Annotated in this window: 23 protein-coding genes and 1 tRNA gene; 9 read left to right on the top strand and 15 right to left on the bottom strand. The window is 62.7% G+C overall.

Annotated features, from left to right (window positions below; translation table 11 throughout):
• Positions 1-21 precede the first annotated feature (21 nt).
• A complete protein-coding gene (locus tag R2676_RS14570) occupies positions 22-1,098 on the top strand; it encodes a YheT family hydrolase (RefSeq protein ID WP_206272740.1) in 1,077 nt (358 codons plus the stop codon).
• Entirely contained in the window at positions 1,091-1,672 is a 582-nt protein-coding gene (locus R2676_RS14565; protein ID WP_206272741.1) for a DUF2946 family protein, read from the top strand. Before R2676_RS14570 ends, R2676_RS14565 begins: the two co-directional genes overlap by 8 nt.
• A gap of 20 nt (positions 1,673-1,692) precedes the next feature.
• Here R2676_RS14565 and R2676_RS14560 read toward each other — a convergent pair whose 3' ends face one another.
• Complete coding sequence (locus tag R2676_RS14560) at positions 1,693-3,390, bottom strand: beta-barrel assembly-enhancing protease (RefSeq protein ID WP_206272743.1); 1,698 nt, start codon at positions 3,388-3,390, stop codon at positions 1,693-1,695.
• 105 nt (positions 3,391-3,495) lie between these two features.
• Between R2676_RS14560 and moaC the strand changes: the two genes are divergently transcribed.
• Entirely contained in the window at positions 3,496-3,972 is a 477-nt protein-coding gene (gene moaC / locus R2676_RS14555) for a cyclic pyranopterin monophosphate synthase MoaC (RefSeq protein WP_206272745.1), read from the top strand.
• 46 nt (positions 3,973-4,018) lie between these two features.
• Here moaC and R2676_RS14550 read toward each other — a convergent pair whose 3' ends face one another.
• The 10 genes from R2676_RS14550 to recA all read right to left on the bottom strand — a co-directional run bounded on the left by R2676_RS14550 (position 4,019) and on the right by recA (position 13,605).
• A complete protein-coding gene (locus R2676_RS14550) occupies positions 4,019-4,543 on the bottom strand; it encodes a pilin (protein WP_206272747.1) in 525 nt (174 codons plus the stop codon).
• Positions 4,544-4,723: 180 nt separating this feature from the next.
• Positions 4,724-6,460, bottom strand: coding sequence for a PglL family O-oligosaccharyltransferase (locus tag R2676_RS14545; RefSeq protein WP_206272749.1), 1,737 nt, complete (start codon positions 6,458-6,460; stop codon positions 4,724-4,726).
• Positions 6,461-6,535: 75 nt separating this feature from the next.
• A complete protein-coding gene (locus R2676_RS14540; RefSeq protein ID WP_206272928.1) occupies positions 6,536-7,030 on the bottom strand; it encodes a pilin in 495 nt (164 codons plus the stop codon).
• Positions 7,031-7,285: 255 nt separating this feature from the next.
• A complete protein-coding gene (locus R2676_RS14535; protein WP_206272751.1) occupies positions 7,286-7,807 on the bottom strand; it encodes a pilin in 522 nt (173 codons plus the stop codon).
• Positions 7,808-7,992: 185 nt separating this feature from the next.
• Positions 7,993-8,688 carry a TerC family protein gene (locus R2676_RS14530; protein ID WP_206272753.1) on the bottom strand — a complete coding sequence of 232 codons (696 nt, stop codon included), beginning with the start codon at positions 8,686-8,688 and terminating at the stop codon, positions 7,993-7,995.
• Positions 8,689-8,844: 156 nt separating this feature from the next.
• Positions 8,845-9,726 carry a succinate--CoA ligase subunit alpha gene (gene sucD, locus R2676_RS14525; protein WP_009239052.1) on the bottom strand — a complete coding sequence of 294 codons (882 nt, stop codon included), beginning with the start codon at positions 9,724-9,726 and terminating at the stop codon, positions 8,845-8,847.
• A gap of 94 nt (positions 9,727-9,820) precedes the next feature.
• Positions 9,821-10,987 (bottom strand): ADP-forming succinate--CoA ligase subunit beta, encoded by a 1,167-nt coding sequence (gene sucC / locus R2676_RS14520; protein WP_027678134.1) that lies wholly within the window; start codon positions 10,985-10,987, stop codon positions 9,821-9,823.
• 66 nt (positions 10,988-11,053) lie between these two features.
• Positions 11,054-11,680, bottom strand: a complete 627-nt coding sequence (locus R2676_RS14515; protein WP_206272755.1) for a DUF2889 domain-containing protein — start codon at positions 11,678-11,680, stop codon at positions 11,054-11,056.
• Positions 11,681-11,970: 290 nt separating this feature from the next.
• A complete protein-coding gene (gene recX, locus R2676_RS14510) occupies positions 11,971-12,450 on the bottom strand; it encodes a recombination regulator RecX (RefSeq protein ID WP_206272757.1) in 480 nt (159 codons plus the stop codon).
• 96 nt (positions 12,451-12,546) lie between these two features.
• The gene (gene recA / locus R2676_RS14505) at positions 12,547-13,605 is read right to left on the bottom strand and encodes a recombinase RecA (protein ID WP_027678137.1); all 1,059 of its coding nucleotides are present in this window, start codon (positions 13,603-13,605) and stop codon (positions 12,547-12,549) included.
• A gap of 265 nt (positions 13,606-13,870) precedes the next feature.
• On the opposite strand from recA, the gene R2676_RS14500 reads away from it, so the two are divergent.
• The 5 genes from R2676_RS14500 (at position 13,871) to R2676_RS14480 (ending at position 18,507) form a co-directional block, all read left to right on the top strand.
• On the top strand, positions 13,871-14,584 hold the full coding sequence (locus tag R2676_RS14500; RefSeq protein WP_206272758.1) for a response regulator: 714 nt from the start codon (positions 13,871-13,873) through the stop codon (positions 14,582-14,584).
• Complete coding sequence (locus R2676_RS14495) at positions 14,577-16,157, top strand: sensor histidine kinase (RefSeq protein WP_206272760.1); 1,581 nt, start codon at positions 14,577-14,579, stop codon at positions 16,155-16,157. Before R2676_RS14500 ends, R2676_RS14495 begins: the two co-directional genes overlap by 8 nt.
• Positions 16,154-16,465 carry a DUF4212 domain-containing protein gene (locus tag R2676_RS14490; RefSeq protein WP_206272762.1) on the top strand — a complete coding sequence of 104 codons (312 nt, stop codon included), beginning with the start codon at positions 16,154-16,156 and terminating at the stop codon, positions 16,463-16,465. Before R2676_RS14495 ends, R2676_RS14490 begins: the two co-directional genes overlap by 4 nt.
• Before the next feature lie 213 nt (positions 16,466-16,678).
• Positions 16,679-18,382: an MFS transporter gene (locus R2676_RS14485; RefSeq protein ID WP_206272764.1), complete on the top strand. Its 1,704-nt coding sequence runs from the start codon at positions 16,679-16,681 to the stop codon at positions 18,380-18,382.
• Positions 18,383-18,430: 48 nt separating this feature from the next.
• Positions 18,431-18,507, top strand: a tRNA-Met gene (locus R2676_RS14480).
• Between the two features lie 75 nt (positions 18,508-18,582).
• Here the strand turns inward: R2676_RS14480 and R2676_RS14475 are convergent.
• Together R2676_RS14475 and R2676_RS14470 are read right to left on the bottom strand one after the other, a co-directional pair.
• The gene (locus R2676_RS14475) at positions 18,583-19,539 is read right to left on the bottom strand and encodes an alpha/beta fold hydrolase (protein ID WP_206272765.1); all 957 of its coding nucleotides are present in this window, start codon (positions 19,537-19,539) and stop codon (positions 18,583-18,585) included.
• Positions 19,540-19,562: 23 nt separating this feature from the next.
• Entirely contained in the window at positions 19,563-21,113 is a 1,551-nt protein-coding gene (locus tag R2676_RS14470) for a flavin-containing monooxygenase (protein WP_206272767.1), read from the bottom strand.
• Between the two features lie 107 nt (positions 21,114-21,220).
• Between R2676_RS14470 and R2676_RS14465 the strand changes: the two genes are divergently transcribed.
• Positions 21,221-21,889, top strand: coding sequence for a TetR/AcrR family transcriptional regulator (locus R2676_RS14465; RefSeq protein WP_206272768.1), 669 nt, complete (start codon positions 21,221-21,223; stop codon positions 21,887-21,889).
• Here the strand turns inward: R2676_RS14465 and R2676_RS14460 are convergent.
• The gene (locus R2676_RS14460) at positions 21,886-22,872 is read right to left on the bottom strand and encodes a M14 family metallopeptidase (protein WP_206272770.1); all 987 of its coding nucleotides are present in this window, start codon (positions 22,870-22,872) and stop codon (positions 21,886-21,888) included. The genes R2676_RS14465 and R2676_RS14460 overlap by 4 nt on opposite strands.
• Before the next feature lie 31 nt (positions 22,873-22,903).
• Positions 22,904-24,238 carry an MFS transporter gene (locus tag R2676_RS14455; RefSeq protein WP_206272772.1) on the bottom strand — a complete coding sequence of 445 codons (1,335 nt, stop codon included), beginning with the start codon at positions 24,236-24,238 and terminating at the stop codon, positions 22,904-22,906.
• Positions 24,239-24,280 lie beyond the last annotated feature (42 nt).

Here is a 24,280-nt window from a genome sequence, read left to right as displayed (position 1 = left end):
GCGTGGCCGCCGTCTCTTTCGATGACCCATCCGTCTCGCCACGCCACTCCCCTTGAACTGAATCTGAGCGCCCTGCTGGCAGGGCCGTTCGAGCCGCACGCGTTCCGCTCGCCGTGGTGGCTGATCGGCGGCAATGCGCAGACGATCGTGCCCGCGCGCCTGTGGCGCTTTCCTCGGATTGCGTATCGGCGTGAACGCTGGGACACGCCCGACCACGACTTCATCGACCTCGACTGGACCACACACGAGACCGACGCGCACGCGCCGCTCGTCGTCATGTTCCACGGCCTGGAGGGCGATTCACGCAGCCATTACGCGCGGCTGCTGATGGACGCGCTGCGCGGCCGCCGCTGGCTGGGCGTCATTCCGCACTTTCGCGGGTGCTCGGGCGAGATGAACCTCGCGCCGCGCATGTACCACTGCGGCGATGGCGCCGAGATCGCGTGGATCCTCGAACGCCTGTACCGGACGGTTTGCCAGCCGCAGGGCCGCAAGCTGCTGGTTGTCGGCATCTCGCTGGGCGGCAATGCGCTGCTGCGCTACCTGGGCGAACACGGCACCGATGCCCGCTACGTGACCGCGGCTGCGACGGTTTCCGCACCGCTGGACATGCGCGCCGGCGGCGCAGCGCTGTCCAAAGGCTTCAACATGGTCTACACGCGCATGTTCCTGCGCACGCTCAAAGCCAAGGCCAATGCGAAGCTCGACCAGCACCCCGGCCTGTACGACCGCGACGCCATGATGGCCACGCGCACGTTGGGCCAATTCGACAACCTCGTCACCGCGCCGCTGCACGGTTTTCGCGACGTGCTCGACTACTGGACGCGCGCCTCGTCGAAGCCCGTGCTGCGTGACGTGCGTGTGCCGGCGCTGGTGCTGAACGCACGCAATGATCCGTTCCTGCCCGGACAGCATCTGCCGGGCGTGGCCGACGTGTCACCCGACATCACGCTGGACCAGCCGCTGCACGGCGGCCACGTCGGCTTCCTGCTGCGTCATGGCAAGACGGGTCGCGTCGATTGGATGCCTGCACGCGTCCTGCGCTTTTTCGATGATGTGCTGGGCCGCCAAGCCAACGCGGAGGATGCTCATGGATGACATCGTCCGCCAGGCCATGGCCAAGTGGCCGAACGTGCCGAATTGCTTTGGCTGGCTGGCGCTGGATCGGCGCGGCCAATGGCGCATGCGCAACGAATATGCGCAGGCCAACAAACTCTCCGGCGAGCCGATTCGCCACACGGCGCTCATCGACTTCATCGTGCGCAACTACGCGCATGACGATGCTGGACGCTGGTTCTTCCAGAACGGGCCACAGCGCGTGTTTGTCGAACTCGATTACACGCCCTGGGTGGCGCGGCTGTCGGCCGATGGCGCGCTGCCAGCGTTCACGACCACCACAGGCGCTGCGTTCTCGCCGACCGGCTGCTTTGTCGACGAACAAGGCAGCGTGCTGCTGCCCGGTTACGTGGGCGGATACGAAGCAGAGGAAACCATCGCCCTGCTGCACGACCATGACCTGGAGCCGTTTTCTTCGTTGGCCCACTGGCACGGAGAGGCGTGCGGAGCCGCGCTGGGACCGCTGACGCTGGGTGACCGGACATTCGACATTGAGCCGATTGCGCGCGCGGAAGTCGCAAAGCGCTATGGCTTCGTTGCGCGGCCAGCGGAATAGCCGCGATAGGCCCACCGGCTCTACTTCGGCAGCGCCTTGTCTTCCGCCTTCTCTTCCCGGTATTGCCGCTCCATCTGGTGCAAGCGCGCATCGACTTCGGATAGCGTGTAGAAATCCGCATCCCCCGCATCGCGGGCGAGCTTCAGTTGCTCCACAGCCGATCCCCACGCCCCATCCCGCGCGTATTTCTCCGCCAGCGCGCGATGCTGCTCAACGCGCTTGCCCTTGTCGGCGTAAGCCCGGGCGAGCATGTCCCACCAGATCGGCTGGGCAGTGTCTTCGCGGGTCTTGTCTTTCAGATAGGGAATCGCGTCATCGGTCCGGCCGGCCGAGAGCAGCGTTTGCGCATAGGTGATGCCCACCGCGCGCGACAGCGGATACGCAGCCAGCGCCGCGCGTGCCAACGTCAGCGCCTCGGGCGCACGGTTACGCGCGCGTGCCAGTTCGATGGCGGTGACATCCAGCTCGACGCTGCCCGACGTGATGCCGGGAATGTTGCCGTACAGACGTCGCGCTTCCTGCAGCGCTTGTTCAGCGTCATCCAGCCGCCCCGCCATCTGATTGGCAACTGCCACGCCGTACCACAAGGCTGCGCGCTTCTCGACCGGCGCATCCGGCGCTGACGACAGCTGCGAGCGCATCGCGTTGCGCACGTCGATATAGCCGCTCGTCGACGTTTCCTGCAGCACGCGCGCACGCACCTTCGCAAAACCAAATTCCGGGCGACGCGGTTGGCGCGGATGCGGCAAGCCACGCGCGCGGTCCTCCATGTCGGCGATGCGCTCGCCGGTCAGCGGGTGGGTGCGCGCATAGCCGGGAATCACGCCCGTATCGGCAATGTTCGTGACGCGCTGCAGGCGACGGAAGAAGTCCGGCATGCCGTCCGGGTTGTAGCCCGCGCCCGTGAGCAGCGTGAAACCGACGCGATCGGCCTCGCGCTCCGCGCCGCGCGAGAACGCGAGCTGGTTCGACACCGCCGCCGCCTGCCCGCCCATCGCCAGGGCCTGCGCGGCGTCACCGCTCTTGGTGGCCGCCAGACCGGCCAGCAGGATCGACGCCAGCGCAATCCACATCGACTCGCCCGATTTATCGATACCGCGCGCAATATGCCGCTGCAGCACGTGACCGATTTCGTGGCCGAGCACCGAGGCCAGCTCCGATTCACTCTCGGTCGCGACCAACGTACCCGTGTTCACGCCGATGTAACCGCCCGGCAACGCAAACGCGTTGATGCCCGGATCCCGCACCGCAAACAACTCGAAGCTCGACGCCGACGTGCTGCCCGCCACATGCTGACGGCGCGCCGCTTCGATCAGCTTGTAGCCGATGGTGTTGAGGTAGTCGGTGATAAGCGGATCGGGTACGAAATCCGGATCGCGGCGGATCTGGCGCATCACGCGGTCGCCCAGGCGCCGCTCCATCTCGGGCGACAGCGACGCCGTCGACGGATCGCCCATATCCGGCAACTCGTACGTCGGCGCGTCAATGACGCTCGGCTCCTTCGGCAAATACGGAGACTGCCGGCCGATCTGTACGCTGCGATTCAGGTTGCTCTGCACCTGATCGGCTGCCCCGGCAGAACCCAGCCCAGCGTTGATCGAAGCCGCCGGCGCGGACGCCTGCGCCAGCACAGGCAACGGCAGGGGCGCCAGCCACGTCGACAACAACACAGCGGCCGTCAGCTTGCGGACGCGCGGCCGAAAAAGGGAAAGCGTCATACGGAAAGCACGGAGAGCGGAATCAGCGCGGCAACATCGCCGCAAGCCGGGTGCTTGCTATCATAAAACGCTTCGTACCCTGCCCCGCAAAACGCGCTGTCACTCATGTCGCAACTCACCCACTTCGATTCCGCCGGACAAGCCCATATGGTCGACGTCGGCGACAAGGCCGTCACGCACCGCGTGGCCGTGGCCACCGGCACGATCCGCATGCTGCCCGAGACGTTTGCGCTGGTGCGCGATGGCAATGCCAAGAAAGGCGATGTGCTGGGGATTGCGCGCGTTGCTGCGATTCAAGGCTCAAAGCGGACGTCGGATTTGATTCCGTTGTGTCATCCGTTGGCGTTGACGAAGGTGGGGGTCGAGTTTGCCTTGGATGAGGCCGCAAGCACTGTCCGCTGTACGGTTCGGGCTGAGACGCGCGGGCAGACTGGCGTTGAGATGGAGGCGCTGACTGCGGTGCAGGTGGGACTGCTGACGATCTACGACATGTGTAAGGCTGTGGATCGCGGGATGGTGATTGGGGATGTGCGGCTATTGGAAAAGCATGGGGGGAAGTCGGGGGATTGGGTGGCGGATTAGAAAGAACAGAGAGCGCCGACGGCGCTCTCATGATTTCGCGATTAAATTAGCGGCATTCTGCAGGAGCAACGTTTGCCGCCAGCGACGGCTTCGTCTCAAGGTCCGCCGTCCCGGCTCTGACAGTGGCGTCCTTTGCATAGCAATCCCAGCGAATCGGACCTATGGGCCGAACGCTGCTCGCGCTTGATCCGCTCATAGCCTCGTCATGGGTTGTCGGCTTAAGTACCAAGACGTTTTCACCGTCTTTCGCCACCGAATCCGTGTATTTGATCTGAATTTCGCCAGTCTTTTGACTGATCACGATGCCCTTGGCCTGGACGTAGCGAGTGGCTTTTGTATCGGAAGCGAAACCTTGGTCGAACGGCACACCTGCGCTGGCGTTCTCTGCCACAGTGGTCTTGGCCGAGGCGGCTAGGGCCAATCCCTCGCTGACGCGCGCGCGTGTGACGTAGTCTTGATAGGCCGGCACAGCGATCGCGGCCAGAATACCGACAATCGTGACGACGATCATCAACTCGATCAAAGTAAAACCGCTCTGGTGTCGCACGTTGAGCTGGCAATGTAACTGCATTTCTCTCCTCCGGAAGCAAATAACACCTCATTGAAATCAATGAGGTGGAAAGAGAGTAGCGAATCAATTGCCTATTGCCTTGAGCTATAACTCATTTTCACAAAATTCGTCTATTTTATTGCACACGCCAAAAAGACACCTCAGTGAGGCATCTGATTCATTCGGCCATTGCAGCAGATATCAATTGGCACCGACAAGTAAACCCTCTGCTCTGAGTTGAGTACAAAATGCCTTTAGATGATCAACATTTCGAGAGCACGCTTGAGTAAGCACCGATGACTGCGACGCATAGTCGATCCAGTATTGATTGTGGAACCGACGTACCTGTACCACGGCCTCTGCGGTTTTCCCTTGCATTGCCAACGCTAAGGCATACCGCTGCGAGGTACCGGCACCAGGATAGAACTGCGTCGCCTGGCGCTCCAGGGCGGCCATTACAGGTGCCATTTCTGGTGTAATTACCGAATTGATGGCAATGGCCAAAGTAGCATACGGAACCAAGAGCATCTGACCGCTCTGCTGATAAATCGGCAGTTCCTTGCTTAAGCCTTGGGGTGCGTAGTAAAGTCGCTCCACAGAGCTATAGTCGGCCCACATACGTGGAAGCAACGCGCTAGCGCACACTACGACCACACCGCTCAAAACCCACGCCATGCTCGGGGAAGGGAAGCGCATCGCTCGGGTGTCGAGATAGCCCAGCACAAAAGAAAACGGCAACAAGAAATAGAGGTAATGCAGTGGGTATTCAAGCATCGCGTGGATACCCAATACCGCAACCAGGGACCACAGAAAAGCGGGCCCAGGCGCCATCTTGGATTTCCATACAAGTCGGATCAACCCCACAGCTGGCAGCACGACCGCCAATAGCCCAGCCACGCCGACTTTGGCCAGCAGGTCCAGCACGATGTTGTGCGCGTTCAATGACATCTCGACATGGCCGAGCAGGTCAGTCTGAACGTACTGGTTCCACGCGTAGTCACCCCACCCTGCACCAAGCCACGGATGAGAGAGGAACATGTGCCATGCGTGGTTCCACAGGAGTGGGCGTAAACCAGCGCCTTGCTGCATACGCTCGCCCAACGAGGTCGGCAGCCCCCATTGAAAAATGACGTTGCCATAGTCCATCAGCCAATTGCATAGCTGATAGGCGATTGCCAATGTCACCGCTGGCAAAACAAGACTAAGCCAGCGACGATGCCCAAACTTTGAAGATGCCCTGTACCAACCAGCAAACGCCCCGATGGCAATGACGTGCAGCCAGGCCATACGAGACACCGTGAGAGCCATTCCGAACAAAAAGATAAAAATCAGAACGCTCAGAAAACTACGCCGACCAAGTGATCGCGCGCCATGCTGAAAGAAGAGGCATGCGGCAATGCTGCATGACAGGTAGGAAGCTACGTGATTTGGTTGATTCAGATTGCCCCACATCCGACGCGCGGCTCCCTCGGGCGCCATGCCAAAAATGGCTTCAGGAAGCCCGGAGACACGAAACAGGTGAATCAACTCGATCGCGAATGTCGCCAGGCCCCCAAGGATCAGGCCCCCTGCGATGGCTTCCAATACGCCTGGGACCGCCCTGCAACGCGCGCCCAAACCGCAAGCTACGGCTGCCGCGAGTAGGAAGACACATGCGACAAATGAGAAAAAGGGATTGAGCGGTGTCGCAACCACCAGTTGCACCAAAAGCACCAAACTCAGCGCAATGGGAGCCAGAGCGATACGTGGCAGCCCTTCTTTGCTTTTCCAACTGAACCCCAGGGTGTTCAAAGCGAGCAAGATCCAGCAACACGCGGCCACAAACTCACTGTAGAACGTGGGGATTGGATACGTGTGGCGAGCAACAAGAAAAGGGATGACCCAACACCCTGCGGCGGCGAACCACACGAGCAGTAGTAAAAATTTTGACCGGGGCATTTGGAAACGAAAGCGGTAACCGGAGAAATAAAAAGAGCGCCCGAAGGCGCTCTCACACTACTTACAAATACTCGCTTAACGGCATTCAGCCGGAGCGTACTTGCTTTGCAGGGTACCAGCCGTAGCATTCGTAACGGCCGTCGACTGCGCGGTCAGACACACCCACTTGATCGGATTGGCCGGCGGCGTGGTTGCGCTGACAGCGCTCGTACCATCCAACGGGGTCAGGATAACGGTGTTTGCGGTGGCGGGTGCCACATTCGAATTGTACGCAATCGTGATTGCGCCAGTACTCGAAGCAATCGAGATGGTACTCACGTTCTTCAGATTGGACGGCGCAGTATAGCCGGTCGACAAATTGCCGGTGGCGTTTGCCGCGTTGTCAGCAACCGTGATCTTAGCTGCCGCAGCCAGTGACAGACCTTCCGTCACGCGAGCGCGGATCGTGTAATCCTGATACGCCGGAATAGCGATAGCAGCGAGAATACCGATAATCGCGACCACGATCATCAGTTCGATCAGCGTGAAACCCTTTTGGACACGCTTGTTCAGACGACGCATCGACTTCATGGATTTTCCCCCGGAAAAATTTTGGTTAAGGATGATGCGAGGTTCATAGAGCAGGGACCGTGCCAGCCAAATTTCCATCCTTTCGCCAAGAAAACTGACGCGATCCGCTGTCATAGCAACCTCGCCCTTGACAGTTTTTGACACCATATGACGCGTTTGGTCAAAATATGCGCGCCAAAGCCACAAATGGCTTTCGCTCTCAATAAAAGGGAAAAGCGCCCCTCAGGGCGCTTTGATTCGACGAGCAGCCCCCATTCAACGACACTCTGAGGGCGCGTACTGGGCCGGCAAGGTGGCAGCCGATATTGTCACGGTAGCTGCTGGCGACTGCTTCCCCGCCGCGGAACAAACCCATTCGACAACGTTCGGCGGCGGCATGTTGGCCTGCAAGTTTGCAAACGGCGATGATCCACCGCCTGAGTAGGGGGTCAACACCAGCGTATATGTGTTTGCTCCACTCACCGCGGAGGCGTACGTGATGGTGATTTCACCAGTGCCTCCGTTGATGCTCAAGCTACTTACGTTCTTACTGGCAGGAATCGAGGCGGAACCCGTTGATAGACTACTCTGCGCGTTGGCAACGTTCTCCACCACCAATGCCTTAGCCTGGGCGGCCATCACCAACCCCTCCGTCACCCGCGACCGAATCGTATAGTCCTGATACGCCGGAATCGCCAACGCCGCCAGAATCCCAACAATCGCCACCACGATCATCAGCTCGATCAGCGTAAAACCGCCCGCCCGCCGCCTTGTTCCCTTGCTGTGCTTGAAGCCCATGACCTCTCCCCAAAAGGCATTTTGTTGTTGGGAGGCCACCGTGCACGGACTATGCCAAGGCACACACCATATTTCGGGGAAAAAACTGGCGCGCTTTGTCGAAATTTGCGGCGCAAATCTGACCGTTCTTGACAGAATTCCGGACAGAACCCGTCATCACCTACTTTCGAGGGGATCCGTTCGGATTAGGCCTGGCGCAACGTTCGCCGGCTGAGCCACCGGCCTACGCCCACGACGAGCAGCGCCCCTACGCACCCCACCACCACGTCCGGATACGGCACCGAGCGCTCAAACCACGCCGCATCGATCGGATCGGTGACGAGCATGTCGCCCGCCAGATAGCCAAGCAGCGCCGCCCCGAGTGTGATGATGACGGGAAAGCGCGCCATGATGCCCACCAGCAACGTGCTGCCGAATACGATCAGCGGTACCGACAACCCAAGCCCCAGCGCCAGCAGCAGAAACGTCGTGCCCGGCGGTCCCTTCTCGGCCGCGGCGGCCACGGCGACGACGTTATCGAGCGACATCACAAAGTCGGCGATGAGGATGGTTTGGATGGCCGCCCATAGGCCGGCACGCTGATGGCGATCGGCGGCCTCCTCGTCGGCTTCCGTCAGCAGCTTCACGCCGATATAGACCAGCAGCACCGCGCCAATCGTTTTCAGGTATGGCAACGCAAGCAGCTTGACGGCCAGCACGGTCAACACCACGCGCAGCACAATGGCCCCGGCGCTGCCCCAGAAAATGGCCTGCTTCTGCTGACGCTTGGGCAGGTTGCGCGCGGCCAGCGCGATGACCACCGCGTTGTCGCCCGACAGCACGATGTTGGTCAGGATGATGGAGCCAAGAGCGAACCAGAATGCGCTTGAGGTGAGCGCCATAGTGTTCTCGAAGATGTCCTTGCGGGTTGGCGGGAAATCGGTTTGCAGCGTCTTGTGTGCTTATACACATGTCATACCTGGATCGCATGCTGCATCGCGATCAAACAAAAACGGGAGCCGAAGCCCCCGTTCTCGCACAACCTCGAACCTTGTCGATTACAGCATCGCCTTGAGCAGACGTGCCATTTCCGACGGGTTCTTGGTGGTCTTGATCCCGCACTCTTCCATGATGTCGAGCTTGGCTTGCGCGGTGTCGGCACCGCCCGAGATCAGCGCGCCGGCGTGGCCCATGCGCTTGCCCGGAGGCGCGGTCACGCCAGCGATGAAGCCCACCACCGGCTTCTTCATGTTGTCCTTGATCCAGTAAGCCGCGTTGGCTTCGTCCGGACCGCCGATCTCACCGATCATGACCACGGCGTCCGTTTCCGGATCGTCGTTGAACATCTTCATCACGTCGATGTGCTTCAGACCGTTGATCGGGTCGCCGCCGATACCGACTGCCGACGATTGGCCCAGGCCCAGCGCGGTCAGTTGACCCACAGCTTCGTACGTGAGCGTGCCCGAGCGCGACACCACGCCGATGCGGCCCTTGCGGTGGATGTGACCCGGCATGATGCCGATCTTGATTTCGTCCGGCGTGATCAGGCCCGGGCAGTTCGGGCCCAGCAGCAGCGTCTTGCTGCCGGCCTTACGCATCTTGTCCTTGACCATCATCATGTCGCGCACGGGGATGCCTTCGGTGATGCAGACCACGAGGTCCAGCTCGGCTTCGACAGCTTCCCAGATGGCATCGGCGGCGCCTGCGGGCGGCACGTAGATCACCGACACGGTTGCGCCGGTTTGTGCCTTGGCGTCCTTGACGGTTGCGTAGATGGGAATGCCTTCGAAGTCTTCGCCGGCCTTCTTCGGGTTCACGCCGGCGACGAAGCAGTTCTTGCCGTTGGCGTAGTCGCGGCAGCCGCGGGTGTGGAACTGGCCGGTCTTGCCGGTGATCCCCTGAGTGATGACCTTGGTGTCTTTGTTGATCAGAATCGACATGCTGTAATCCTTTTATGCAGCGAGCCGCGCCGTCGTACGGTTGCGTACTTCGAGGCGCCGCCCGCGTTCGCGTATGGTTGGGTCAGCGGGCGGCTTACTTGCCGGCGGCTGCGGCCACGACCTTCTCGGCGGCCTCTGCCATCGTGTCTGCGGCGATGATGGGCAGGCCCGACTCGGCCAGCATCTTCTTGCCGAGGTCTTCGTTGGTACCCTTCATGCGCACGACCAGCGGCACCGACAGCGACACAGCCTTCGACGCAGCGATCACGCCTTCGGCGATCACGTCGCAACGCATGATGCCGCCGAAGATGTTGACCAGAATGGCCTGCACGTTCGGGTTCTTCAGCATCAGCTTGAAGGCTTCGGTCACCTTCTCGGTGGTGGCACCGCCGCCCACGTCGAGGAAGTTGGCCGGCTCGCCGCCGAACAGCTTGATGGTGTCCATCGTGGCCATGGCCAGACCGGCGCCGTTCACCAGGCAGCCGATGTTGCCGTCGAGCGAGATGTAGGCCAGGTCGAATTTCGAGGCTTCGATTTCGTTGGCGTCTTCTTCATCCAGATCGCGGTAGGCGACGATTTCCGGGTGACGGAACAGCGCGTTCGAGTCGAAGTTGAACTTGGCGTCCAGTGCGATGACCTTGCCGTCGCCGGTCAGGATCAGCGGGTTGATTTCAGCTTGCGAAGCGTCGGTTTCCCAGAACGCCTTGTACAGGCCTTGCAGGGCTTGGCGAGCTTGCGCGATCGAAGCATCCGGCACGCCGATCTTGCGGGCGATGTCGTCAGCCTGCGCGTCTTGCAGACCGGCTTGCGGATCGATCAGCAGCGTGTGGATCTTTTCCGGGTGCGATTCGGCGACTTCTTCGATGTCCATGCCGCCTTCGCTCGAGGCCATCAGCGCCACTTGCTGCGACACACGGTCCACCACCAGCGACACGTACAGTTCCTTCTTGATGTCCGCGCCTTCTTCGATCAGCAGGCGGTTGACCTTCTTGCCTTCCGGACCGGTCTGGTGCGTCACCAGCGTCATGCCCAGGATGCTGCTGGCGTATTCCTTGACCTGCTCCATGCTCTTGGCAACCTTCACGCCGCCGCCCTTGCCACGGCCACCCGCATGAATCTGCGCCTTCACGACCCACACCGGGCCGCCCAGGGTTTCAGCAGCCTTGATGGCCTCGTCGACCGAGAAGGCCGGAATGCCGCGCGGAACCGGCACATTGTATTTGCGCAGGATTTCCTTGCCTTGGTACTCATGGATATTCATGCGTGTTTCCTTTGCTAGGCAGAGTGAGTGTGATGAGTATTGAAAACGCGAACGGCGCGGTGCCCTTCAGGACGAGGGCTCAGGCGTGAGTTCGGTGGGTGGCGGTTGGATCTTGGCTTCGGGCTGGTATGCAAACCAGCGCGGGTAATGCTTGCGGACCACCTCGCCCTCGAGATGCAGGGCATGGCAGCCATGGAGTTGATACGGCGGCTTCTCGCCGGGCTCGATCGGACGCAGGTCGTCGGAGTTATCGCGCACCGGAAAGACATCGCCGGCGAAGGCCTGGATGGCGGCGGTCGGCAGCACGCCACACAGCTCAGTCAGATGCGTACAACCCGCCACGCCGCCGAGTCTCTCACGCGAGGCCTTTCGAAATCCCTTCATCAGGTTCAGGCCGATGAGTTTGCGGTAGGCCGGGCCAATCGTGTCGCAATGTGTGGGGTACGGCACCCAGTCGGAACACGCTTCGGCATCCACGACGTTCATGCGGGTATCGATGGTCACGCGCAGCCACAGGTCATGCAGCGGCTGGCCTTCGGGACGCACGCCGCCGCTGGCCAGGGGGATATCGCGAGGCTTGGTGTCGGTCAGGTGCGCTTCAATGTCCCACAGGCCGTCTTCCCGCAAATAGGCCTCCACCGTGATGGCACGGCGGTGGCGCATGACGCGCGGGACGGGGGCAGACAGAGGCATGGACCAGACAGACCGATAGGACCGATGGAGGCGGCACACGCGGATCGCGCGCATCGCCTACGGGACGTATGCGACAGCGCATCAGCCGCCACACACGAACATACCGCCCTGCAACCGAAAATAAGGTAGGGGCGGTATCAAAGACCGGTATTTTAACACGTCGTCACGACCAAGCCGGTCGCCTGCTGCAATGCAGTGTGAAAGCGGTTGCAACAACCGCGTGAGGTGCAACCAACGCGATTCGTGCGCAGCCGGATTGTCCGAGCGAATTGTTGGGAGATCGACGGCATTCAGACCGACTCGTCGCCATCTTCCAACAGTTCATCAGCCCCGGCGATGATGCGCGATACGACGGAACGAGAGAAACCGCGGGCCATCATGTAGCGCACCTGCTTGGCGCGTTCGGCCAGGTCCGCCGGCGGGCGGCCGAAGCGCTTTTCCCACAAGGCTTTGGCTCGCGCCGCCTCCGTACTTTGCAGTAGCGCCTTGACCTCGCCCAGGGTTTCTTCGCCGAGTTGATGGGTTTTCAGCTCCTGCATCAGACGAGCCGTACCGTAACGGCCAGCGCGGCGGTGCACCATGCTCTCGGCAAAGCGCGTGTTGGAGAGCCAATTCTCGCCTTCCAGCCAATCCAGCAGCGCGTCGACCTCTTCGACGGACTCGGCGTGCGGCACCAACTTACGGCGCAATTCGACGCGACTGTGCTCGCGCCGAGACAGATAGCCCAGCGCACGAGCCTTCAGCGATAACGGTGGGCGCGGCAACGGCATACGATTTCAGGCTCAAAAAGAAAACGCCCGCCGTTGGGGGACGGCAGGCGTATGAAGCTCGATAGAGCCGTCGATCTGCGCCGACGGCCAACCCAATTACTCTTCTCCGATTTCCTCGGCCACTGCGACGGCGCCCATCGGCGTCACGCCCAGTGCTTCGCGGACCTTGTTCTCGATGTCACGGGCGAGGTCCGGGTTCTCGCGCAGGTATTCACGGCAGTTGTCACGGCCTTGGCCGATGCGCTCGCCACCGTAGCTGTACCAGGCGCCAGACTTTTCAACGATCTTGGCTTCCACACCGAGGTCGATGATTTCGCCTTCGCGCGACACACCCTGGCCATAAAGGATGTCGAAAATGGCTTCGCGGAACGGCGGCGCCACCTTGTTCTTGACGACCTTGACCTTGGTTTCGTTGCCAACGACGTCGTCGCCCTTCTTGATCGAGCCGATACGGCGGATGTCCAGACGCACCGAAGCGTAGAACTTCAGTGCGTTACCACCCGTGGTCGTTTCCGGCGAGCCGAACATCACACCGATCTTCATGCGGATCTGGTTGATGAAGATGACCATGCAATTGGTCTTCTTGATGGTGCCGGTCAGCTTGCGCAACGCCTGGCTCATCAGACGTGCCTGCAGGCCGGGCAGCGCGTCGCCCATTTCGCCTTCAATTTCAGCCTTCGGCACCAGCGCGGCCACCGAATCGATGACGATCAGGTCGACCGAGCCCGAGCGCACCAGCGCGTCGGCAATTTCCAGAGCCTGTTCACCCGTATCCGGCTGGGAGATCAGCAGGTCCGGCACGCTGACGCCAATCTTGTCGGCGTAAGTGACGTCGAGCGCATGTTCTGCGTCGATGAAGGCACAAGTGCCGCCCAGCTTCTGCATCTCGGCAACCACTTGCAGTGTCAGCGTGGTCTTACCCGACGATTCCGGACCGTAGATTTCAATGACGCGGCCGCGCGGCAGACCGCCAACGCCCAGCGCCACGTCCAACCCGAGCGAACCCGTCGACACGACCTGGACCGGCTCGACCTCGGCGTCGCCCATCTTCATGATGGAGCCCTTGCCGAACTGCTTTTCGATCTGCGCGAGCGCGGCAGCCAGCGCCTTCTGCTTTTCTGCGCTCATCGCGGCTGCCTTCTTACCGTCTTCCATGGTCGTCCTTCGTGCAAATTGGTGTATAAATGGGCCGCAAGGGCTTGCGATTCCAGCGGTTGCCTGCAACAACGGGCCGCTGGCTGATTGCCCCGACGCGACCCATTCCATGACTTTAGCGCCGCCAAGACTACAGCACCGCGAATTCGGAGTACTGTATAAAAAACCAGTGGTTTTGACAAGTCTCCAGATCAGTTGTCGCGCGAAAACAATGTAGCGGGCGGGATGGGCAAGACATCTTGCCCGGCATCGCGGGGAGACACGCATGCGCATCCTGATTGCCGAAGACGACGCCACGCTGGCTGACGGGCTTACACGCTCGCTGCGCCAGGCGGGCTATGCCGTCGACCAAGCCTCCGACGGGGCGACTGCCGACGCGGCGCTGTCCGCGCAGACGGCCCAGACCTATGACCTGCTGATTCTCGACGTGGGCCTGCCCCGTATGTCGGGGCTGGAGGTCCTCAAGCGCCTGCGTTCGCGGGGGGCCATGCTGCCGGTGCTGATCCTGACCGCCGCGGACAGCGTGGAAGAACGCGTCAAGGGCCTAGACCTGGGCGCCGACGATTACATGGCCAAACCGTTCGCGCTGTCCGAGCTGGAAGCACGCGTGCGTGCGCTGGTGCGACGCGGCACGGGCGGCGGCGCCACACTCGTGCGCCACGGGCCGCTGGCATTCGACCAGGTCGGGCGCATTGCCTATATCCATGACCAAGTGGTGGAACTCTCGGCGCGCGAGATCGGGCTGCTGGAGATTCTGCTGGCGCGCGTCGGCCGCCTGGTGTCGAAAGAGCAGCTGGTCGACCACCTCTGCGGCTGGGGCGAGGAAGTGAGCAACAACGCCATCGAGGTCTACATCCACCGGCTGCGCAAAAAGATCGAAGTGGAAGGCATCCGTATCGCGACCGTGCGCGGGCTGGGCTATTGCCTGGAACGCATGGCCACGCCAGCGACCACCACCGCAGCCGCTGCCCATGGGTGATCGGCTGGCCTGGCCGTGGCGTCGGCATCGCGCATCGCTGCGCGAACGTGCCGGCACGGCGCCAGGGGCAGACGACCGCGATGACGGAGGCGATGGCGGCGGCAGCCTCACCGACACCCTCCCCCACCTCGAAGACGACGCCACGCGGCCCGTCGCCCGATCCCTCTTCGGCGAAATTCTCGACTGGATGCTCGCGCCGCTGCTGTTGCTGTGGCCGATGAGCATTGCGGTGACGTACCTGGTGGCCAAGTCGATTGCGAATGCGCCATACGATCGCGCGCTGGAATCGAGCGCGATCGTGCTCAGCCAGCAACTGCGCGAAGTCAACGGACGCGTGACGCTGCAGTTGCCGATCTCGGCGCGTGAGATTTTGCGTGCGGACGAAACCGACAACATCTATTACCAGGTGCTCGGCACCAACGGCGAGTTTGTCTCCGGGGACCGCGACCTCCCGCTGCCGCCCGAAGAAGACGCCAACGCGGGCGGCCTCGTGCAGCTGCGCGACGACCACATCCACGGCACAGAGATTCGGGTCGCGTATACCTTCGTGCAGCGGCCGGGCTCCGGCGACAAGCCCGCGCTGGTGCAGGTGGCGGAGACGCTCGACAAGCGCGCGCAACTGGCCAACGAAATCATCAAGGGCGTGATCCTGCCGCAGTTCGTGATCCTGCCGTTGGCGGTGATCCTGGTGTGGTTTGGACTGACGCGCGGGCTAGCGCCGCTCAACGCGATTCAGGAACGCATTCGCGCGCGCAACCCGGGCGACACCAGCCCCATCGACGAAGGCGCCGCGCCGCAGGAACTGACGCCGCTGGTGGCGTCGTTTAATGATTTGCTCGGGCGGCTGGAGCAATCGGTGCATACGCAGAAGCGTTTCATTGCGGATGCCGCGCATCAGATGAAGACGCCGCTGGCGGGTCTGCGCATGCAGGCCGAGCTGGCACAGCGCGAACAGTCGCCCGACGAACTGCGCCGCACGCTCGCGCACATCGCCGACAGTTCGGATCGCACCGCGCACCTCGTCAAGCAGCTGCTTTCGCTCGCGCGCATGGAAAACATGGGCACCACCGACGGTATGGTGCCGCTGGATATCTGCGCGCTGTCGCGCCAGGTGGTGGCCGACTGGCTGCCCAAGGCGTGGGCCAAGCAGATCGACCTCGGCTTCGAAGAGCCGGGGCCGCCCGTCACGATTTCGGGCAACGCGACGATGCTCGCTGAGATGCTCAACAACTTGCTCGACAACGCGATCCGCTACACGCCGGACGGCGGACATGTCACCGTGCGCGTGACCACCGCGCCGTTCGAGCCGTTCGTCTTCATCGACGTGGATGACACCGGCCCCGGCATCCCCGTGGCCGAGCGCGAACGCGTGATGCAGCGCTTTTACCGCATCCTCGGCACGCAGGCCGAAGGCAGCGGGCTGGGTCTGGCCATCGTGCGCGAAATCGTGCAGCAGCACGGCGGCGACATCGAGGTGCTCGACAACGTGTATCAGGCGTCGCCGCGGCTGGCGGGGGCGCGCTTTCGCATCACGCTGCACCGCGCCTCGTCCGGCGAAGAGGCCACCGCATGAGCATCACGCCCGGAACGCCGGCGCGCCGCCGGTGGATTGCCAACATGCGCTGGATCACGGCGCTGCTCGCGGTGTGGTTTGTGGTGACGTTCGTGATCGCGTTTTTTGCACGCGACCTGTCGATGCACGTCTTCAACTCGGACTGGACCTTCGCGTACTGGGTCGGCGCGCAGGGTGCGCCCATCGTCTATGTGCTGATTACGGTCGTCTATGCATGGCGCACGAATCGCGCCGCGGATGCTGCATCGCGGGATGCCGATGCGCCGCGCGAAGGTGCCTCTCCGCCTCCCGCGCCACCCTCCATTTGATGCGCCGAAGCATACGAGTCGTGCTGTCGCGCTAGGCGCACATCTGAGCGTATACCCCGATGCAATTGGGTCGTTTGCCGGGTGTTTGTGTCAGAACGCAGTAAGTTTCGCTTTCCACAATCGCTCACAATTCCGCGGGCAAAGGGGCGGTGATGCGTTGCCTTGTCATGTCCATGCCCAGCGGGACGACCTACGAAAAGAACAGGAGACAACATGGCAACCGTGCAAAGTGCACCGAACACGCCTGTCGGGCGTGTGCAGCCCGCGCCCATGACGAAGGAGGAGAAGAAGGTCATCTTCGCCTCGTCGCTGGGAACGGTGTTCGAGTGGTACGACTTTTATCTCTACGGCTCGTTGGCGGCCATCATCGCCAAGCAGTTCTTCTCGGGGCTGGACCCCACGGCGGGCTTCATCTTTGCGCTGCTGGCGTTTGCCGCCGGCTTCCTGGTGCGCCCGTTCGGCGCGCTGGTGTTCGGCCGTCTGGGCGACATGATCGGGCGCAAGTACACGTTCCTGGTCACCATCGTCATCATGGGTACGTCGACGTTCATCGTCGGCCTGCTTCCGTCATACGGCACGATTGGCGTTGCCGCGCCGATCATCCTGATCGCGCTGCGCATGCTGCAAGGCCTGGCGCTGGGCGGTGAGTACGGCGGCGCTGCCACGTATGTCGCCGAGCATGCCCCGCACGGCCGCCGCGGCGCGTACACGTCGTGGATCCAGACGACGGCCACGCTGGGCCTGTTCCTGTCGCTGGTCGTCATCCTGGCCGTGCGCGAGCTGACCGGCAAGGCGTTCGACGACTGGGGCTGGCGCATTCCGTTCCTGGTCTCGATCCTGCTGCTCGCCACGTCGGTGTACATCCGCCTGTCGATGAGCGAATCGCCGGCATTCCAGAAGATGAAGGCCGAGGGCAAGACCTCCAAGGCTCCGCTGACGGAAGCGTTCGGCCAATGGCGCAACCTGAAGATCGTGATCCTGGCGCTGATCGGCCTGACCGCCGGCCAGGCTGTGGTCTGGTACACGGGCCAGTTCTACGCGCTGTTCTTCCTCACGCAGGTGCTGAAGGTCGACGCCTTCACGGCCAACGTGCTGATTGCCGTGGCGCTCGCCATCGGCACGCCGTTCTTCGTGTTCTTCGGCTCGCTGTCGGACCGCATCGGTCGCAAGAAGATCATCATGGCCGGCTGCCTGCTGGCGGTGCTGACCTACTTCCCGCTGTTCAAGGCGCTCACGCACTACGCCAACCCGGCGCTGGAGCGTGCCCAGCAGACCGCGCAGATCACCATCACGGTCGATCCGAAGGAGTGCTCGTTCCAGGGCAGCCCGATCGCCCGCGAGGTGGACTTCCGCTCGTCGTGCGACATCGCCAAGCGTACGCTGGCGCAAGCGTCGGCCAGCTATGAGACGGTCGAAGGGCCGGCCGGCACGGTGGCCTCGGTGTCGATCGCGGGTAAGCAGATCAGCTCGCTCAACGCCACGCGCACGGCAGACGGTCAGAGTTTCGACGCCGACAGCAAGACGAAGATCGCCGACTTCAAGAAGCAGGTGAGCGAGTCGCTCAAGGCGGCCAACTACCCCGCCAAGGCCGATCCCGCCCAGATGAACACGGTCATGGTGCTGGTGATCCTGGTGATCCTGGTGATCTACGTGACCATGGTCTACGGCCCGATCGCGGCAATGCTGGTGGAGATGTTCCCGACGCGCATCCGGTACTCGTCGATGTCGCTGCCGTATCACATCGGCAACGGCTGGTTCGGGGGCCTGCTGCCGACCATCTCGTTCGCCCTGGTGGCCCAGAACGGCAATATCTATCACGGTCTGTGGTACCCGATCTGGATCGCGGCCATCACCTTCGTGATCGGGGTGCTGTTCGTGCGCGAGACCAAGGATGTGGATATTTATCGCAACGACTGACGCAGGGGGTTGACATATTCGCCGAAGACGGTAGAATCCCGCTTCTTCGGCGAATTAGCTCAGTCGGTTAGAGCGACGGAATCATAATCCGCAGGTCCGGGGTTCGAGTCCCTGATTCGCCACCAAATACCAAAAAGCCCTGCTTCGGCAGGGCTTTTTGCTTTTCTGCTGTAGCCCTGGCAGCCGCCAGGGTCATCACATTACGCAAGCGCCTCGGCTTGCACAGGCGCCTCGGCGGCCACCGCCAACACCCAATCCGTCGTCAACACCGGTTGCGTCACGGGCAGCATATGGCCGCCGTCGATGATGCGCAGGTTCACACGATCCAGCTTCTGCTTGAGCGCTTCGCCCTGGCGCTTGACGTTCAGGATGCGGTCTCCGCGGCCGTACAACACGTCGACAGGCACCGTCATCGAGGCATAGCGGCGCTCCATGTCGGGCAGATCTTCCGGGGCGGCGACCAGATCCGACGACGCCGCATAGAACACGTGCGGACGCAGCCCCAGCAGACCGCCGCCCTTGAACGGGAAATCCTTCGGCATGGCCTCGGGCGCGAACACCGCAGCGATGGCCTTGCGGGAGTTGATGATCGACAGGGGAATCGCCAGCGTCCATGACACCAGCCTGCGCACCAGCGGCGACGGCAACACCAGGCCTCCGAACGCACCCGGAGGCGCGCTCTCTGCATGCGTGAGCGGCGCGATCAACGCAAGCCGGCGAATGACTTGCGGATGGTTCAGCCCCACCGCCAGTGAAATCGCCCCGCCAAGCGAATGCCCCACCAGCACGGGCTTGTCGAGCCCGAGCTTCTCGATGCACTGCGCGACCATCCGTGCCTGCGCGTAGATGTTGGCCGGCGAATCCGCACCGCGCACGGATCGCCCTGCCCCGGGTCGGTCGATCACGATCACGCGGTGTGAGCGCGCCAGCCGATCCATATCCAGGTAGGCAAAGTTGCGCAGATTCCCGCACAGGCCGTGCACGAACACGATGGCCGGCCCCTTGCCCCGATCGGTGTAATGCACGCGATCTGCCCCGACATCGAGGAACTTGCCTTCGGGCGGAAACCCCTTGGTGACGCGGCGAGCGATGAAAAACGTGAACGCAACAGGCGCCAGGATGGCAAGCGCGATGACGCCAAGAACGATGCTGGTCATAGTGTCCCCAAAGCGGGAGGCGGTTAGGCGGGCTGCGCCGCGCCGATCGGCTGAGCGCGACGCTCGAACTGCATGGCGCTGTCGGCCAGTGTGCCGAACTTCAGCATCATCAGATCGCGTGCGTAGTTCTGATACGACTTCCACGGCTGCTTGTCACCCTGTTTGGGCAGGATGGCCGCCGCGCGTTGGATGTAGCCGGACGTCAGATCGACGGCGGGCTCGCGGCTCATGGCTTCGTCATCAAGACGCGGCATGCAGGTATCGAAACCGTTGGCCTGCATGTGGTTGAGCAGCCGGCAGACGTACTGCGCGATCAACTCGGCCTTCAACGTCCACGACGCATTCGTATAGCCGAACGACGACGCCAGGTTCGGCACGCCGCTGTACATCATGCCCTTGTACGACACCGTCTCGGCCAGATTCACGGCACGTCCGTCGACGGTGATGGCCGCCCCGCCCAGCACCTTCAGCTTGAGCCCCGTGGCCGTGACGATCACGTCGGCGTCGAGATGTTCACCGCTCTTGAGCTGCAGACCGGTCGGCGTGAAGCGTGCGATTTCGTCCGTCGCAATCGAGGCCTTGCCCGCGCGGATCGTCTTGAACAGATCGCCATCCGGCACGAGACACAGGCGCTGGTCCCACGGGTTGTAGCGCGGGGTCAGGTGTTTGCGCACGTCGAAGCCGGGGCCGATCTGCTTGCCGGCCATGCGGATGATGAAATCTTTGAATGCCTTGGGCTTGCGACGCGCGAGGCTGTAGAAGTACATCGTCAGCAGCACGTTCTTCGTACGCACCAGCCGGTGAGCGAGGCCCGACGGCAACCAGCGGCGCAACGTGTTGGCCACGGCATCCTGCTCGGGCCGTGACACGATGTACGTGGGCGAGCGCTGCAGCATCGTCACGTGCTGCGCGGTGCCGGCCATCGCGGGCACCAGCGTGACGGCCGTGGCGCCGCTGCCGATCACCACCACGCGCTTGCCCGCGTACGACAGATCGTTCGGCCAGTGCTGCGGATGGACGATGCGGCCCTGGAACGTATCCATCTCGGGCCACGTCGGCGCGTGGCCCTCTTCGTAGTCGTAGTAGCCGCTGCACATGTAGAGGAACTTGCAGGTGAACTGCACCGGTTCCTCGCGCGTGCCATCGCTGCGCAGCGCCTGCACGGTCCAGCGCGCGGCGGTGGAATCCCAGCTCGCGCCCGTCACCTTGTGGCGGAAGCGGATCGACTTGTCGATGCCGAACACGCGCGCGGTGTCGCGGATGTAATCGAGAATCGTCTGACCGTCGGAGATGGCCTTGTTGCTGTGCCACGGCCTGAAGCTGTAGCCGAGCGTGAACATGTCGGAGTCCGAGCGGATGCCCGGATAGCGGAACAAGTCCCACGTGCCGCCGATGGTTTCACGCCCTTCAAGGATGGTGAAACGCGCCGACGGGCAGCGCTCGCGCAGGTGATACGCCGCGCCAATACCCGAAAGGCCCGCGCCGACGATGAGCACGTCGAGGTCGGTATCCGGCGCGGCTGCCCGGTTGCGGGGCGCGGCCCGGCTGGCGCTGTGCTCCATCGTCGTGTCCATGCGATCTCCTGTTCGCGGCCCGGCTGCGGGCGTGGCAAATTTCGCCTTAAATGTGGTGTGATTCGTCACCACTTTAATTTTCGAGCGTCCTGACGTCAAATAGCGAAATGGAGAAAACACTTGAAACAGCCGACGCACCCGCCAGAAAAGGCCGCCCGTATGGCGGTGTGGCGCCGGAAGCACGCGCAGCTGAGCGCCGCGATGCGTTGATCCGCGCTGGCACGCGCGTGTTCGGCACGGTGGGCTTTCGGAAGGCCACCGTGCGCGCGATCTGCCAGGAAGCGAAGCTCAATGACCGGTACTTTTACGCCGCGTTCGACAGCACCGAAGCCCTGCTGCGTGCGACCTACCAGCAACATGCCGAAGACCTGCGCACGCAGGTGTCGGAGGCCACCGCCGCTGTCAGCGGCACGCTCGAGGCACGTGTCGACGCTGGCCTGCACGCGTTTTTCGCGTTCTTGCGTGACCCGTGCGCGGCGCGCGTACTGCTGCTGGAAGTGATGGGCGTGAGCCCCGAAACGGATGCGACCTACCAGCGCAACCTGCTCGAGTTTGGCAGGCAGATCATGGCGAATGCCCAACTGCCCGGCGTCCACAATGACGACGACGCAGAGCTGCGCGCCGACCACCGCATCATCGGCCTGGCGCTGGTGGGCGCCTTGACCAACGTCGGTGCAGCGTGGCTTCTGACCGGCTATCGAGACCCCGAAGAGAAGATGGTGCGCAACTGCCGCCAGGTCGTGCTCGGCACGTTGCGCGCCATGCTCGGCGCTTAAGCCCCGCCTTCCGGTTTGCCGAGCCGGACCACGGTCACGCCGGGCGCCAGGTGCCGCAGCGACGGCTGCAGCAGCACGCAGTTGTCGTATGGCGTGACGATGTTCGATTCACCATCGGTGGCGATGACGGTGCCGGCGCGCGCGATGGTTTCCATGCCGCGATAGTCGTCCACAAAGCGGAACGCCGTGGAGTTGGCGACCACCGGATCGGTCACGCGAATGCAGCGCACGTCCAGCGCAGGCGCCACGCCCAGCCATTCCGATACCGCAGACGCATCGACGGTACCCAGCGCCACCAGGAAGCGCGCGCACGCATCCAGCGCCACATCGCGGCTCACGCGCTCGAAGTGCTGACCGCATTCGATCAGCAACGCGTTCTTGGGACTGGCGGCATCGCCAAAGCCGCCGTAGTCGCGCAGGCGGCGGCCGGCAGCATGGCCGGCATCGATCATCAGATGCGAAGGCGCACCGACCTGCCGACCCAACGCGACGCCTTTCGGATGCGGACCGGTCAGCATCAGCGGCTCGGCCTTCTCGTGCATCGAGTGGATATCGAGCAGGTAATCGACCGTGTCGATCACCGGGCGCAACTCGCGCGCGCGGCGCAGTTCCAGCGTGTTGCCGGGGCCATCCAGCTTGTCCGCAGACCACACGCGATTCAGGTCTTCGTCGATGAAGCGCGTGGCATCCGGGTCGTTGATATCGAAGCGCTCATACGCCTCGACGTTGGCGAATGACAGCGTAAGCCTGCCACGTGCCGGACGCACGCCGGCAGCCAGCAGCGCATCCACGGCAATCGCACCGCACAGCTCGTTGCCATGCGTGAGCGCGTTGATCATGACGTGCGGGCCGGGCATTCCGCTGTCGAACGTATGGACGTAATCAATACCGTGCGTACCGGTTTTCCAACGGCGGATATCAGGCTTGTGCAACTCGATCGGGTAGACCGGGAGCGTGGCGCGCAGCGCCTCCAGGGTCATCATGCGAAATCCTTCGGTGTGACGAGAAGTCTGTTCAGGTTCGAACCGCACGAGCGCGCCCGCGCAGCATCCACAGCGAGGCCAAGCTGATCAGCGTGGTCGCAAACACATAAAAACTTGGCGACGTCTTGATGTGCGTGACACCGATCAGCCAGGTGACGATCAGCGGCGAGAATCCGCCGAAGATTGTTACCGACAGGTTGTAGCTCAGCGCCAGGCCCGTGCCGCGTGTACGCGTCGGGAAAATGTCGGCGAGCAACGCAGGCAGCGGCGCCAGGATGGCTGCGAGCAATACACCAACGATGGCCTGCATGACCAGCAGCGTCCAGAACGTCGGCTGTGCGACCAGCGTGGCAAACATCGGATACGTCGACAGCGCAATCACCACCATCGCAATCGACACCACGCGGATGCTGCCGAAACGATCTGCCAGCAGGCCGAACGTCGGCGCCATGATCATCAGCATCGCGCCCGTGATCATCGTGCAGACCAGCGATGCACTGGTCGCGATGTGGAGTTGATTGATGGCATAGGTCGGCATGTAGACCTTCTGCACATAGTTGAATGCAGTGACGGCCACGACCACGCCCGCGCCCAGCAGCAGCCCCGGCAAACCCTGCGTGAGCGTGTCGCGCAGCGGCGAGCGCGCTTGCAGCGCGGCCGGCGCTTCCGCCTGCATGGCGACGAACTCCGGCGTTTCCGGCGTATGGCGGCGGATATAGACGCCGATCGGCCCGATCAGCAAACCGAACAGGAACGCCACGCGCCAACCCCATGACTCCACCTGCGCGGTGGTCAGCGCGTAGGTGATCCACGCGCTCAGGCCTGCCGCCAGCAAGGTGGCGAGACCCTGCGTGGCGGCCTGCCAGCTTGCGTTGTAGCCCATGCGCTTGCCGTTGGCGTGCTCGATCATGAACGCCGTGGCCGAGCCGAATTCACCGCCGGCCGAAAAGCCCTGCAGCAGTCGCGCCACGATCACGATGGCCGGCGACCACAGACCGATCGACGCATAGGTCGGCGCAAACGCGATCATCGCCGTGCCCAGCATCATCAGCAGGATCGACCACGTCAGCGCGGCCTTGCGGCCCACGCGGTCGGCATAGCTGCCGAGCACCATCGAGCCGAGCGGCCGCATGATGAACGACACGCCAAACGTGCCGACAGAGAGCATCAGCGAACTCCACGCATCGCCCGTCGGGAAGAACAGCTTGCCGATGGTGATGGCGAAATAGCCGTAGATCAGCAGATCGTAGTATTCGAGCGCGTTGCCGACGCTGGCAGCCAGAACGGCACGCCAGGGCGCGGGGTGTCGATGGGTGTCGGCGGCGCGTGCTGCTGCGCCGCTCGCGTTGAGGGTGTGGGCTGGCATGGTTGTCTCCCCGTGGTCTGTGCCGATCCGCCTGTTTTGCCG

It is taken from the genome of Ralstonia flatus (assembly GCF_958439105.1).
Lineage (GTDB): Bacteria > Pseudomonadota > Gammaproteobacteria > Burkholderiales > Burkholderiaceae > Ralstonia > Ralstonia flatus.
The sequence above is the reverse complement of the archived record's forward strand: the minus strand, read 5'-3'. Positions and strand labels throughout refer to the sequence as shown.